Annotated in this window: 19 protein-coding genes; 8 read left to right on the top strand and 11 right to left on the bottom strand. The window is 42.5% G+C overall.

All coding sequences use genetic code 11. From position 1 onward, the window contains the following. The first annotated feature begins 17 nt into the window (after window positions 1-17). The 7 genes from PQ469_RS30010 (at window position 18) to PQ469_RS29980 (ending at window position 6,488) form a co-directional block, all read left to right on the top strand. Window positions 18-2,588 carry an OstA-like protein gene (locus tag PQ469_RS30010; RefSeq protein ID WP_274210954.1) on the top strand — a complete coding sequence of 857 codons (2,571 nt, stop codon included), beginning with the start codon at window positions 18-20 and terminating at the stop codon, window positions 2,586-2,588. A gap of 162 nt (window positions 2,589-2,750) precedes the next feature. Next, on the top strand, window positions 2,751-3,077 hold the full coding sequence (locus tag PQ469_RS30005; RefSeq protein WP_274210953.1) for an ArsR/SmtB family transcription factor: 327 nt from the start codon (window positions 2,751-2,753) through the stop codon (window positions 3,075-3,077). 50 nt (window positions 3,078-3,127) lie between these two features. Next, a complete protein-coding gene (locus PQ469_RS30000) occupies window positions 3,128-3,697 on the top strand; it encodes a DUF6428 family protein (RefSeq protein ID WP_274210952.1) in 570 nt (189 codons plus the stop codon). 74 nt (window positions 3,698-3,771) lie between these two features. Further along, entirely contained in the window at window positions 3,772-4,206 is a 435-nt protein-coding gene (gene arsN2, locus PQ469_RS29995; RefSeq protein WP_274210951.1) for an arsenic resistance N-acetyltransferase ArsN2, read from the top strand. Then, the gene (locus PQ469_RS29990; protein ID WP_274210949.1) at window positions 4,203-4,619 is read left to right on the top strand and encodes an arsenate reductase ArsC; all 417 of its coding nucleotides are present in this window, start codon (window positions 4,203-4,205) and stop codon (window positions 4,617-4,619) included. Before arsN2 ends, PQ469_RS29990 begins: the two co-directional genes overlap by 4 nt. 46 nt (window positions 4,620-4,665) lie before the next feature. Beyond that, window positions 4,666-5,751, top strand: coding sequence for an ACR3 family arsenite efflux transporter (gene arsB, locus PQ469_RS29985; protein ID WP_274210948.1), 1,086 nt, complete (start codon window positions 4,666-4,668; stop codon window positions 5,749-5,751). Further along, the gene (locus tag PQ469_RS29980) at window positions 5,751-6,488 is read left to right on the top strand and encodes a metallophosphoesterase family protein (RefSeq protein ID WP_274210947.1); all 738 of its coding nucleotides are present in this window, start codon (window positions 5,751-5,753) and stop codon (window positions 6,486-6,488) included. Before arsB ends, PQ469_RS29980 begins: the two co-directional genes overlap by 1 nt. A 261-nt stretch (window positions 6,489-6,749) precedes the next feature. On the opposite strand, the gene rplS is transcribed toward PQ469_RS29980, so the two are convergent. The 11 genes from rplS to PQ469_RS29925 form a co-directional block, all read right to left on the bottom strand. Next, entirely contained in the window at window positions 6,750-7,097 is a 348-nt protein-coding gene (gene rplS, locus PQ469_RS29975) for a 50S ribosomal protein L19 (RefSeq protein WP_090651474.1), read from the bottom strand. 198 nt (window positions 7,098-7,295) lie between these two features. Further along, the gene (locus tag PQ469_RS29970; protein WP_090651473.1) at window positions 7,296-7,535 is read right to left on the bottom strand and encodes a hypothetical protein; all 240 of its coding nucleotides are present in this window, start codon (window positions 7,533-7,535) and stop codon (window positions 7,296-7,298) included. A 4-nt stretch (window positions 7,536-7,539) separates the two neighbouring features. Next, entirely contained in the window at window positions 7,540-8,031 is a 492-nt protein-coding gene (locus PQ469_RS29965) for a hypothetical protein (RefSeq protein ID WP_274210945.1), read from the bottom strand. A 43-nt stretch (window positions 8,032-8,074) separates the two neighbouring features. Further along, window positions 8,075-8,638 carry an RNA polymerase sigma factor gene (locus PQ469_RS29960; RefSeq protein ID WP_274210944.1) on the bottom strand — a complete coding sequence of 188 codons (564 nt, stop codon included), beginning with the start codon at window positions 8,636-8,638 and terminating at the stop codon, window positions 8,075-8,077. 214 nt (window positions 8,639-8,852) lie between these two features. Next, the gene (gene trmD / locus PQ469_RS29955) at window positions 8,853-9,527 is read right to left on the bottom strand and encodes a tRNA (guanosine(37)-N1)-methyltransferase TrmD (RefSeq protein ID WP_274210943.1); all 675 of its coding nucleotides are present in this window, start codon (window positions 9,525-9,527) and stop codon (window positions 8,853-8,855) included. A gap of 104 nt (window positions 9,528-9,631) precedes the next feature. Further along, window positions 9,632-10,003, bottom strand: a complete 372-nt coding sequence (locus tag PQ469_RS29950) for a VOC family protein (protein WP_274210942.1) — start codon at window positions 10,001-10,003, stop codon at window positions 9,632-9,634. A 65-nt stretch (window positions 10,004-10,068) separates the two neighbouring features. Further along, on the bottom strand, window positions 10,069-10,455 hold the full coding sequence (locus PQ469_RS29945) for a VOC family protein (protein ID WP_274210941.1): 387 nt from the start codon (window positions 10,453-10,455) through the stop codon (window positions 10,069-10,071). Between the two features lie 15 nt (window positions 10,456-10,470). Beyond that, a complete protein-coding gene (locus tag PQ469_RS29940; RefSeq protein ID WP_090651466.1) occupies window positions 10,471-10,671 on the bottom strand; it encodes a helix-turn-helix transcriptional regulator in 201 nt (66 codons plus the stop codon). A gap of 2 nt (window positions 10,672-10,673) precedes the next feature. Further along, window positions 10,674-11,093, bottom strand: a complete 420-nt coding sequence (locus tag PQ469_RS29935; protein ID WP_090651465.1) for a hypothetical protein — start codon at window positions 11,091-11,093, stop codon at window positions 10,674-10,676. Between the two features lie 540 nt (window positions 11,094-11,633). Further along, entirely contained in the window at window positions 11,634-12,161 is a 528-nt protein-coding gene (rimM, locus tag PQ469_RS29930; RefSeq protein WP_274210938.1) for a ribosome maturation factor RimM, read from the bottom strand. Window positions 12,162-12,290: 129 nt separating this feature from the next. Beyond that, complete coding sequence (locus PQ469_RS29925; protein WP_090651464.1) at window positions 12,291-12,800, bottom strand: 30S ribosomal protein S16; 510 nt, start codon at window positions 12,798-12,800, stop codon at window positions 12,291-12,293. Window positions 12,801-13,022: 222 nt separating this feature from the next. Between PQ469_RS29925 and PQ469_RS29920 the strand changes: the two genes are divergently transcribed. Next, complete coding sequence (locus tag PQ469_RS29920; RefSeq protein WP_274210936.1) at window positions 13,023-13,565, top strand: 5' nucleotidase, NT5C type; 543 nt, start codon at window positions 13,023-13,025, stop codon at window positions 13,563-13,565. The last annotated feature ends 29 nt before the right edge of the window (window positions 13,566-13,594 follow it).

The raw sequence follows: 13,594 nt of genomic DNA, 5'->3' as shown, positions 1-13,594 counted from the left end.
AAACTAATTTTGCCCCAGTGAGAAAATACGTTTTAAGCTTTTTGTTATTGATGATGGCGGCTACCGTTATGGGCCAAAAAAAATCAATTGTAAACCTGATACAATCAGAAAGCAGCACGTTTACAAAAATAAACGGGCGCGATGTTATCCGGGTTTATAAAGGAGTTTTTAAACAAGATTACTCTATCTTAAAATCAGATAGCGCCTATTTTTACCCGCAGGATAACGCCTTTGACGCCTTTAATAATGTTAACATAAACCAGGGCGATACACTCAACATATTTTCAGATAAGTTAAATTATAATGGTAACACCAAACTGGCCATCCTAACCAATAATGTTAAAATGGTTGATAAGGACGCTACCCTTACCACCAATTATTTAACATACAATACAGCAACCCGAATTGGTACCTACACCAATGGAGGCAAGCTGATTAATAAAGATAACGTGCTTACCAGTAAAAACGGGTATTACTTTGCGCTCTCGCGCGATTCGTACTTCAGGTATGATGTGGTTTTAACTACGGTTGATGCCATTATTAAAACCGATACCATGAAATATAATACGGGCACCCGTACAGCTTTTTTTTACGGGCCAACCAATATTTACGGTAAAAAAGATAAAGATACTTTGTACACCGAAAACGGCTTGTATAATACCGTTACCGAGCAGGCTTTTTTTGGCAAAAAAAATCATTATAAACAGGGTACCAAATCATTAAAGGGCGATAGTTTATTTTATGATAAGCTAAAAGGATATGGTCGCGCGGTTAAAAACATCACCTTTACCGATAGGGAGCAAAAAATAACCATGAAGGGCGATTTGGCTACTTATTTTAAGGCCGATGAACGCACCATTGTTACCCAAAATGCTTACATGGTATTGGTTACCGAGCAAAAGGATACCACCAAAACAGATTCGGTGCCGCCACCGGCGCCTGTTGCCAAAAACAAAGGCAAAGCAATGAAGGCCCCGCCAAACACCATGAAGATAACCAACATGGAAAACCTGGCCAGCAATATTAAACCCAATGGTTTGGTTTCAAAAAAAGATTCGGCCCGGTTAGATTCCGTGGTACGTAAAATGGCGGTGCCCAATAAAACGGTTACGCCAGATCAGATAAAGAATGTTAGCGACCTGGTAAACATGGCAGGGCAAATAAAACCCAACCTGACAAAAAAAGATTCGGCTAAAGCAGATTCGGTGATAAAGAAAGCCTCGGCACAGGTTAAAAATGTTAATCCCGGCGATGCCAAAAAACAGCTGAACAACCTTGCGCAGGTAGCTGCTGCCATTAAACCCGGCAGTAAAGCCGTAAAGGGCTTACCGTTGCCTAAAGACACTGCAAAAGCCGGTAAGGTGAAGGTAGATTCGGTTTTCATGACTGCGGATACGCTGGAAACCCAGATATTGACCTATAAAGACATGAAGATATACCAGGAAAAGCAACGCCTGGCTTATTCCTATGTTCGGGATACATCAGCGGCTGCCCGTAAACAGATCATTGAAAATAAAAAAAATGATAAAAAACTGGTTGCCCGCCGGCTATCCATTCCGCGCGATACTACCTATCGTCATAGCGATTTCTTCGGCCATCCTAAAATAAAGGTCGATTCGGCACAGATAAAAAAAGATAAGCTATCGGCCATTCGCAAAGCCAGACAGGATAGTGTGCGCCGGGAGGAATTGAAGAGAGACCCCGTGTTTGCCCAGCGCGAAATTAATTTGAAGGATACCGCCCGCGTGAGGATGGTTATTGCCCACCACCACGCCAAATTGTTTAAATCGGATTTACAGGGCAAGGCCGATTCGATTTTTTATAGCAATGCCGATTCAACCATCCGTTGTTATGTACAGCCTATGTTTTGGACGCAAGGCTCGCAGCTATCGGGCGATACCATTTACGTGCAGATGCGGAACAAAAAGATGGATAATATGGAACTGTTCCCTTCGGCATTTGTGGTAAACCTGGAAAAAGACGATTCGTTACATTTTAACCAGATGGGCGGCAAAAAAATGCGTGGTTTCTTTAAAAACGACAAGCTGGATAGATTATACACGGTTGGAAATGCCGAAAGTATTTACTTTAAACGCGACAGCGCCACCAATACCGTTGAAGGGATAGAACGATCATTAAGCAGCCGCATGGTGGTATCATTTAAAAACAGCAAGGTTGCCAATATACGCCTGCTTACCAAGCCAGAAAACAAATACCTGCCACTGAAAAAGGTGGTTGATGATGATAAGATATTGAAGGGCTTTATTTGGAAGCCGAAGGACAGGCCCGTATCTAAAGAGTCCATCATTCAATCGCACCGTAAAACACCGGCGAAGGCGGCCGGAAATAAGGCTAATGTAAAGAGCAAGCCGGCTAATGTAAAAGGCCCGGTGCCGCTCAAAGGGGCGCCTCTAGATAGTTTGAAAAAGCAATTGACAACCGGGAAGGATAGCTTGCTAAAGACGGATACCTCCAGGGCTAAAGGCATTAAAGCAGGTAAGGATAGCATTAAAACCCCTGCGGTAGCAAAACCTGCTACACCAGTTAAGGATATTAAGGATACGGTTAAAACACCCGCAGCGAATTAGTTTGACATTAATCTAGCGATAATATCGTGAAACCGATTGTCATTATTCAGCATGATAGCTTCCGGCGTCGTTAAAAATTCTTATTAGCTTTTGGTGAAGCCAGATTATTTTCATTTAATGTTTGTACTTGAATACATTAATCGTAACATTGCAATATAAATTATGGGCTTAACAAAAACCGAAATATTTACTGATGAGCAAAACAAGCTGGCTGTTATGTTAAAGGCAATGGCGCATCCGGCACGTATAGCTATTTTACAGCAAATCATCAAAACGAATGCCTGTATCTGCGGCGACCTGGCCGACGAGTTGGGCCTGGCCCAGCCTACCATTTCGCAGCATTTAAAGGAATTAAAAACGGCTGGGTTGATACAAGGTACTATTGAAGGTGTTAGCGTTTGCTATTGCATTAATCCTGTAGTGTGGGATATGCTGAGCAAGGAACTAAGCGGCTTTTTTGCAGCTTACGAAGCGCCGAAGTGCTGTTAAAAAAATTTGGCTGAATCAATCGCAATATTGCAATAATAAAATTAAAAGTTATGAACAAGACAGAAGCTATAACCTGGAAAACATTCAAAGACACATTGGAACAACACCCTGGTTTAACGTTGCAGTTTCAATATGCAGAAAACCAATGGGTAGATGCTGCCTACCATATTACCGAAATAAAACAAGCGCCCATTACATCAGTAGATTGTGGCGGCGTAATGAATTCCTGGACGGAAATTATTGTACAACTATGGGAACCCGAAGGCAGGCAACAGGACAGGGCCATGATAGTTGGCAAAGCACTATCAATTATTACCCTTGTTGAAAAGGCGCTGCCTTTAAATCCCGACGGAACGGTGAAAATTGAATTTGGCAATTCGGAATTTGATACCCGCCAAATGCTGCCAAAAGAAATATTGATAGATGGCGATAACCTGGTTGTTGACTTAAGGCCCGATGCGGTGCAATGCAAAGCGATAGAAAGAGGCGGCGGTTGCGGCACCAACGATAAAGGCGAAGAGTGCTGCGAGCCTGTTGTTACAGTAAAGCCAAAAATTCAATTAAAAAACCTTGTTGCTGACGCTGCAGCATGCTGTACACCAGGCTCCGGCTGTTGCTAATTGAACTAAAGGCATGAAGGCATAAAGCGCAAAGCAAAAACGCTGTTTGGATATAATTACTTATTTAATAAGCCATGCAAATAGAAAAAGCAGAAACCTACAGGGCAAAAGTAATTGCCTTGCTGGCAGCTGAAAAACTCCCTACGGATGATTTGCCGCAAACCCTCGAAAATTTTGTAATTGCTTTACAGGATGAAGATGTAATAGGTGTAGCGGGTCTCGAAATTTATGACAGCTATTGTTTGCTCCGTTCTGTAGCTGTATCGGCTGCTTATCGCGGCAAGGGTATAGCAAGCCGGCTGCTTGATAAAATAGAAAAGCTTGCTGCCGCCAGGCAGCTTCGGGAAATTTATTTGCTTACAGAAACAGCCCCGGAATATTTCAGTAAAAAAGAATATCAAAAGATCACCCGGGCCCAGGTTCCGGCCGAGGTTCAGCAATCAACGGAGTTTAGCCATGTTTGTCCGCAATCGGCCATAGTAATGAAGAAAACACTAAAAACAGCATGAAAAATATTTTAGTACTATGTACCGGCAACAGCTGCCGCAGCCAGTTGGCCGAAGGTTACCTGCGCTTTTTCGCAAGCGATAAAGCCAACATTTACAGCGCCGGGATAGAAACCCACGGCGTTAACCCGAAAGCCATACAGGTAATGGCCGAAGACCATATCGACATTTCAAAACACACATCAAACCATGTGGATGAGTACGTCAATATTCCGTTTGATTACGTAATAACCGTTTGCGATAATGCCAATGAGGCCTGTCCGTTTTTCCCGGGCGATGTGCAGCGTTTTCACCATAACTTTCCCGATCCGGCAAAAGCAAAGGGAACGCCCGAAGAAATTTTGAATGAGTTTAGGAACGTAAGGGATATCATCAAAGTTTACGCAGCCAATTTTGTAAAACAGCATATTGGATAAACCCTTTACACAACTTCGTTTAACGCCGTCATCCCATAAAATCAATATGTCAGCAAATAACTGCGCCCCTGTGGCCGAACGTAAAAAATTAGGTTTCCTTGACCGTTACCTTACCCTGTGGATCTTCCTGGCGATGGCCGTTGGAGTTGGGGTTGGTTATTTTATTCCCTCCTCCTCTGGCTTTATCAATTCATTTTCCAGCGGCACTACTAATATTCCGTTGGCGATAGGTTTGATACTGATGATGTACCCACCCCTTGCCAAAGTAAAGTACGAAAACATGGGCGAAGTATTTAAAGATGCTAAAGTGTTAAGCGCGTCGCTAATTTTAAACTGGATAATTGGGCCAATACTGATGTTTGTTTTGGCTATAACCTTGCTGCGTGACCATCCGGCTTATATGGTTGGGCTGATACTGATAGGCCTGGCCCGTTGCATTGCCATGGTAGTGGTTTGGAACGAACTGGCTGAAGGCAACCGCGAATACGCGGCCGGACTCATAGCACTGAACAGTATTTTCCAGGTATTGCTCTATAGCGTATATGCTTATATTTTTATTACCATACTGCCGCCGTTATTTGGCTTAAAAGGATTGGCTGTAAATATTACTATTCCCGAAATTGCTAAAAGCGTGGGTATTTATCTCGGTATTCCCTTTGCAGCGGGCATCATCAGCCGTTATACGCTTATCAAAATTAAAGGCGAGGCCTGGTTTCAAACCAAATATGTACCTTTCATATCGCCAATAACACTGGTAGCCTTGTTGTTTACTATCGTTGTAATGTTTAGCCTTAAAGGGAATCTTATCGTTCAAATCCCTTTTGATGTTATCCGCATTGCCATACCATTGGTTATTTACTTTACCATCATGTTTGTGTTGAGTTTTTTTATTGGCAAATCATTTGGCGCCGATTACTCGCGCAGCACCTCTATAGCCTTTACCGCTACAGGCAATAATTTTGAATTGGCCATAGCTGTTGCCATTGGTGTTTTCGGCATCAATTCGGGCGAAGCGTTTGCGGGGGTTATAGGCCCGCTGGTTGAAGTGCCGGCACTCATTGCCCTGGTTAACCTGGCCTTTTATTTCCGCAAAAAGTATTATGCCGCAAAAACAATAGCACCGGTACGGTAATGAGGATTGCTCTTTTTTCAGATATACACGCCAACCTGCCTGCGTTTGAAGCCCTGCTGGCCGATTTAGACAAACGCCAGGCCGATGCGGTTTACTGCCTGGGCGATTTGGTTGGCTACAACGTTTGGCCAAATGAAGTAATTGCGCAAATACGCAAACGGGGTATTGCAACGCTTGCAGGCAACCACGACCTGAAACCTAAAAAAATAATTACTACTCCCCAAAGCCTAACCGAACCGGGAAAAAGCCACGCCTACCATTTGATTGATGATGAAAACCGCAAATACCTTGCAGCACTTCCGGCACGCATCCGCCTTGAATTTAACCCGCCCGGCGGACCGTTAAATATGGTACTGGCCCATGGCAGCACCCGCAGCGTTGACGAATATGTTTTAGAAGATTTGGATGAAGACTATGTGTTGGAAATGATGGAAGAAGCCAATGCAGATATACTCTGCGTAGGCCATTCGCATAAGCCGTATCATCGCGTTATAACAACCAGTAAGCAAAAATTCAAACACGTCATTAACATTGGCTCGGCAGGTAAACCAAAAGACGGAAACCCTGATGCCTGCTATGTGATATTAACCCTGAATGATGCAAGCACCGTGTTGGATAAAAACAGCATACAGGCTGCATTTATCCGCGTTCCGCATGATGTTGAAAAAGCGGCTGCCGCAATAGAAAAGAGCCCCCTGCCGGATGAATTTGCTGATAGGTTGAGAAGAGCCTATTAAAGCAATCAACCGCTGGACTATGACCGGAGAGCGTTCAGGACCTGCCTTATAGAAGCAGGCGAGTTCTCACATGGAAGGAACCGGAAGACCGGCGAATTTTACCGGCTATGCGTGGCGGATAAATTGGTCATTACATTCAGCGACAACAATTTACTCATTTTCGCCCTTAATTTTTCCCATAAAAAAGGCCTTTCCCGACGAATCAGAAAAGGCCTTTTTTGAAAGCTTTTGTGTATGCCTCTTAAAAAAGAGGTTGGGTAATTAAACTCTTTTTGATTTGATACGAGCTGCTTTACCGGTAAGGGCACGCAGATAGTATAATTTAGAGCGACGCACTTTACCAACGCTGTTCACCTCTATTTTATCAATGTTTGGAGAGTTAATAGGGAAGATACGCTCAACACCTATACCGTTAGAAACTTTACGAACAGTGAATGTTTCCGAGTTACCTGCGCTGTTACGTTGTATAACAACACCTTGGTAAAGCTGGATACGTTCTTTGTTTCCTTCTCTGATTTTATAATGCACACTTACAGTATCACCGGCCTTGAAGGAAGGAAACTGTCTTTTTTCTATTGATTGCTCTTCAACAAATTTTACTAAATCCATGATTTTTAGCTCTTAAAGCGATTTTTAGCCCGTAAAAATCGGATTGCAATTATAGGGCTTTTTTTTGATAAATAAAAACCTATTTTAAAAATTTCCACAATTTGTAATTTGTTAACAATCCGGGGGTGGCGAATGGTTGATTTGGTTGATTATGTGAGTGGTTGCTATCTTTTTTGTAAATCTTTAAGTACCCCGAAATTAATCGTCTGTTGCTGCCGGCCTTTTTTCGGTAAAATAGGCTATCACGGTATAAAACAGGCCGATGATAAGCAGGTTAAAAACAAAATTGATGAGCGTATCGCTCACCGAGTGCGAGCGTTTGTCAATATCGATAAATGTGTAAACGGCATAGGCAAATGCCAGGGCGAATATCAGCCACCCGGCTATGGCTACCGGGTAATAAATAATTCCTTTGCGGATAAACCAGTTTAATTTCATGAGCTTAACTTTTAATGGAGATACTTTCGGTCATTACATAACTTATAAAAACAAACACGATAGCCAGGCTGATTAGGATGAGCACAATGTTCCAAAATTTTATTTTAATGGTGATGCTCACCTCCTTCACCTTACGCCTGTCGGGATCGATGTTTTTTACCCCTACGTGCAAGATGGAAAGCACATTGATGACGATACATACAATAGGCAGCACAAACAACACTATCGGCCCCAGGAAATCAATAAAGGGAACTTTTGCTAAACCCGATAGCAGGCTAAACATAGCGGCGAACCAGCCCATACGGGCATGGAAGAAATAAAACATAAATACACATAATAAAAAATAGCAGGGCACTGCTATAAGCCAAACCCCAAGAGCGGCCGAGCGGCTGGCATTCATGATGGCCATTTTTACCGTATCCTGATGCTGCGAAGGGTTTATATCCGGTACTTTTAAATTTTCCATTTGCTTTAAAAATTCATCGTTATTTTTCATGTTACTTACCCTTATAATGCGTTAACTCATTTTGGTTGCACTGCTACAACATGTTTCTTAATTTCTCCAATCCGCGCGATAGCAGCGACTTAATCGTTCCTTCGTTTTTACCCAATATCTCGCTAATCTCGGCATTGCTTTTTTGCTCAAAATAGCGCAACGAGATTACCTCCTGGTATTTTATGTCCAGTTTCAGCAGGTTCTGGCGTATCCGGTTATAATCGTCATAAGCTTTAAGTTCCTGCTCCATCACCTCCCGTTCGTCGTCGGCGTTTTCATGCAGCAGCTTCTCCATCTGTGGGTTTTCCATCAGTTGCTGTAACGATTGTGGCTTGTACTTACTGCTGCGGTAATATTGGTTAAGCTCGTTGGTAGCTATGCGGTACAGCCATGACGATAGGCGGATGCCCCGCCATTGAAAGCCGCCAATTTTTAAAAAAGCTTTTAAAAAAGTCTCGGCTGCAATATCCTTCGATAAATCATAGTCGCCTGTGCGGCGCATAATATAGCCAAATACAGGTTTGTACCACGCGTCAAACACCTGCCCAAAAGCAGCCGCATCCGTTCGGCATTGTTCAATAAGCTGGGCTTCCTGGCTGGGGTTCATGATTACAACATACCTGTAATGCAAAAGGCATGGTTTGGTTGCAATCTAATTTAGGGAAAATTGGTGAGTGGTTGATTGGGTTGATTAGGTGAATGGTTGATTAAGTGAGTTGTTGAATTGGTAGCAAAGAAAACAAACTTCAGGGAGTAGATAAGCCGATTGATTTGTAATCTAACCACTCTCCTAATCAACCCAATCAACTACTCACCACCCATCACTCCAACAAATCCGGCCTCCGCTGCTTTGTGCGTTCAAGCGCCTGCTCAAAGCGCCATTTTTCAATTTCGGGAGTGTTGCCACTTAAAAGGATATCAGGCACTTTGTGGCCATTCCAGTCGGCGGGGCGGGTGTATACAGGGGCATCCAGCATATCGTCCTGGAACGAGTCGCTTAGGGCCGAGGTTTCGTCACTGAGTACGCCAGGGATAAGGCGCACAATGGCATCAACCAAAACTGCTGCAGGTAACTCGCCGCCTGATAGTACATAATCGCCTATGCTAATTTCGCGGGTAACATAAATATCGCGGATGCGCTGATCAATTCCTTTATAATGTCCGCATAAAATAATGATGTTGCCCTTAATAGATAGCTGGTTGGCGATAGCCTGGTTAAGCCGCTCGCCATCGGGCGACATGAATATTACTTCATCATATTCTCTTTCGGCTTTCAGCTTTTCGATACAGGCCGCGAAGGGCGCGATGGTCATTACCATACCGCTTCCACCGCCGTAGGGATAGTCATCGACACTTTTTTGTTTTTGGGTGGAGTAGTCGCGCAGGTTATGCACATGAATTTCGGCAATGCCCTTTTTTTGGGCACGCTGTAAAATAGAATGTGCAAAAGGGCTTTCCAGTAAACCGGGCAAAACAGAAATAATATCAAAACGCATGTGTTGTCAGAGTCAAGAAGTTAGAATCAAGATGCAAGATTAAGCAAAATTGTTATCACCCAAAAAAATGTCTTGATTCCTGGCTCTAATCTCTTGCCTCTTTTCTATCCCCTATGCTGATAAATGCTCCATAAATTACCGCCCGGATCTGTAAATAGGGCCGTTATCTCCGGAAAGTCTTTACCTATTGGTTGTACTATATTGCCACCATTGGCTGCAATCGTTGCCACCGTAGCTTCAGCATCATCAACCATAATAGATATAATCAGGCCTGGTTCTGCCTGGGGCTTGCGGCCGGTTACCCACATGCCGCTTACCTGGCCAACACCGTCATCAAAAGAGACATTCCCCTGGTTGTCCTGCCGGATGTGCCAGCCAAATGTCTTTTGAAAAAAAGCCGCTGATACCGCGATATCATCCGCAGGGATCTCGATGTAACAGATTTTGCCATTACCAAAAGTTGGGTGGTTTGCCATGGTTATTTAATTTTAAGATCCTGATTATGTTTTTCGCCTTAACTCTTGATTTTAGCTTCCAAACGCTATATCGACTTCTGTATCTGCCACCGGTGCCCAAATGGATCTTCAATACTGCCCTGCCTGTAACCATACTCATAATCCTGCACTGGCGAGGTAATTTTTGCGCCGGCAGTAACGGCCTGCTCAATAACGGCATGCACATCCTCAACAAATAATCCAACAACCACAGAATGCCTGCCACCATTCAGGCTGTGCAAACCTGAGTGTGGCGTTTGTTCGTGGAGATGAAACATGGCTCCGTTAATGGATAATTCGGACACATGTATAGTTCCATCATCGTTGCTGAAACGCCGGAGTTCTTCTGCACCAAAAGCTTCAATATAAAAGCTAATGTCTTTTACGCCATTGGGTATGGCCAGTTCGGGGGCGAAAGTGGGTTTATCTTTCATAATTATGTGATTTAATTAATCTTCTTCATCCAAGGTAAAAACCTCTTCAACCGGTTTGCCAAATACGCGGGCTATTTTTAAGGCCAGCACCGTTGATGGCACGTAGCGGTTGCTCTCGATGGTATTAATAGTTTGGCGCGATACCCCGATAGCCTGGGCCAAATCGGCCTGGGTTATGTTTTTGATAGCGCGCTCCACCCGTATGTTGTTTTTCATAGCTATTCCTTAATTAAACGGTTATTCTGGAAAATTTTCCACCTGAAACGGATAATAAAGAATACAAGGGGCACCAGTAAATTTAAAAACAAAATATGCTCGGTATCTGTAGAAAAAACAAGGCTGACGATCAAAAACAAAAAGTTAACATAAACCGACCATTGTAACGAATCGAGCCGGAGCCGCACTATCTGCTCGTCCTCAATTTTCTCTTTAGAGAAAGCCGCGATAAATAAGCCAATGGCCATCAGTAAAGTTGTCGACATAAAAAACAGGTGCCGGCCGTTAAAAATACCATCAGCCATGCCATCCCCATGCATTCCCATTAATTGTTTTTTATATAACACAATAGGAACATGTACAACCACCAGGAAATAGCCAAGGTAGCGCCCCCAATAAGGAAATAAGAATAAAGGTTTCATTGTAGTAAAGCTTGATTTACCAAATGTAAAACAAACTTTACAAATGTCAAATAAATTTGACTTTTTTTTAAGAATGCGGAACATACATGAGAAAAGTTATGCCGCAAAAATTCGCGAAATGCTGAAAAGAGGAGTGACAGGTTGTTCGAAAAACTTTTTAAGTCTGCGTTTTTACATATTGTTATCGAATAATTGTGGAAAACGTCCGGGGATTCAAGAATTTGGGAGACAATGTTTTTGTATATTAGTGTCATAAACCGCTCACAATGAACAAATCAAAATGGATTTTACTATTATTAAGTATACTCTTTACATCAATAGCTTTATATTTAGACTTCATTGTGAAGACTGTACACTTTAGGGCTTTCTTTTATAGTATGGGCGGCTTTGCTTTTGGAGCTTCAGTTGTGAAATTCATTAAAAATGACAAATAAATGTACCTCACCCGAAATAGGCACTAATAAAACTGGTATTTTATTTCAATAAAAAAGCCGCATAAAGCAGGCTTAACGTTATATTCCTTAGTTTGATACTTAAAACCTATCCCTCCAGATAAACATCAAGCAATCCCTCGGGCAAATCGATATAAATTTCGCTGGCATCTATATCAATACCTTTAATAATCTCCACATTCAGCGGGAAAAGCACCTCTTTACCTTTAAACATAACGGTGGCTATCAGTTGCTGCGGATACTCTTGTACCTGGATTATTTCGCCAAGCTCGCCGTGGGTTTCGTCGATGGCCATAAAACCTTCTACATCGTTCAGAGTAAATTCGGCTTTTTTCTTTTTAGGCTTCAGTTTGTTGGGTAGGTACAGGTCGCGTTTTACAAGTAGGCTTGCTTTTTCAATGGTATCCACATCCTCCAAAAACAAATAGGCATTGCTTTTTTGCAGGTACTTGATAGATTGTACGAAATAAGGGATCATTTTGCCAGCCATATCAATAAAAAGGGCGTCGAATTTAATACCATCCAGGCTATCAAAATCTACATATATCTGCATTTCGCCCTTAAGGCCTTTGGTTTTCAGTATACTGCCAACCCTGAAACAATCTTCGGTTTTCATAAAAACGGTGTTAAATAACAATGGCGAAGTTTTCGCTTCGCCATTGTTGATCATCGGGTCAAAATCATTATCGAAGCTTTTGCAGCTGTCTTGATTCCTGACTCTTAATTCTTGATTCTCGCTTAAAAATTATTCTGCGTCTTCAGCCGGAGCTTCTTCAGCAGCAACTTCTTCGGCAACAGGAGCATTTTTAGCAGCTATTGCAGCAGCTTTTTCTTCCTTCTTTTTAGCCTCTGCAGCCAAAGCCAATTTACGGGCTTCGTCTTTTGCAACTACTAAGCTGGTTTTTTTACCGGTGATTTTGCCTTCTTTAGCATCAGTCCAGGCCGCAAATTTTTCTGCAGCTTGTTCTTCAGTTAAAGCGCCTTTTTTAACGCCACCTTCTAAGTGTTTTTTGTACAGCACACCTTTGTATGAAAGGATAGCACGACAAGTATCGGTAGGCTGGGCACCTGTGTTAACCCATTCTAAAGTTTTGTCGAAATTAATTTCTATAGTTGCAGGGTTGGTGTTTGGGTTGTATGAACCTAAACGCTCAATAAAACGACCGTCGCGTGGTGCGCGGGCATCTGCTACTACGATGTAGTAAAAAGGTTTTCCTTTTTTACCGTGTCTTTGCAGTCTGATTTTAGTTGCCATTTCTTTATTTTATGTATTCAACATGTCCCCGGAGTACTTTCTGCGGGGATGCAAAGGTATAAATTATTATGAAGAAAAAAACACGAATTGCACGAATTATTTCGAATGACACGAATGAGGGCAAATTACTGCCAATCAGCAACATGCAGGCAGCGGCATTAGGCTGCTGAATATTATTATTGCACAATTGATTTTACACTTTAAAATTTGCAAATTACCGGCATGAGCATCACCCGGAAACCACGCATCGCCATTGATATGGACGAGGTATTGGCAGATACCATTGATAAATTTATTGAACTTTATAAACAACGCCACCAGCATGAAGTAATATTGGCCGATATGCACGGCATGGAAATTGGGCAGGCTTTACCTCAGCACCTGAGCAGTACGGTAAGGGCATATGTTAACGAGCGCGGATTTTTCAGGGACATTAAAGTAATGCCCGGCAGCCAGCAGGTAGTAAAAGCACTTATGGAACATTACGATGTATACATAGCATCGGCGGCTATGGAGTTTAAGTATTCGCTGGAGGATAAACAGGCCTGGCTTGAGGAGCACTTCCCTTTTATATCATGGACGAACATTATTTTTTGCGGACACAAAATACTGGATGTTGATATTATGATTGACGACCGCATTAAAAACTTTGTAACTTTTAAAGGGCGCAAACTGTTGTATACATCGCCGCATAATGTATTGGTTGATGGTTTTGAAAGGGTAAACAACTGGCAGGATGTTGCCGATAAATTATTGAATGGATAGTTAATTACTTTAATATAAATGTTTTAACT

Source organism: Mucilaginibacter sp. KACC 22773 (genome assembly GCF_028736215.1).
Classification (GTDB): Bacteria; Bacteroidota; Bacteroidia; order Sphingobacteriales; family Sphingobacteriaceae; genus Mucilaginibacter.
The sequence above is the reverse complement of the archived record's forward strand: the minus strand, read 5'-3'. Positions and strand labels throughout refer to the sequence as shown.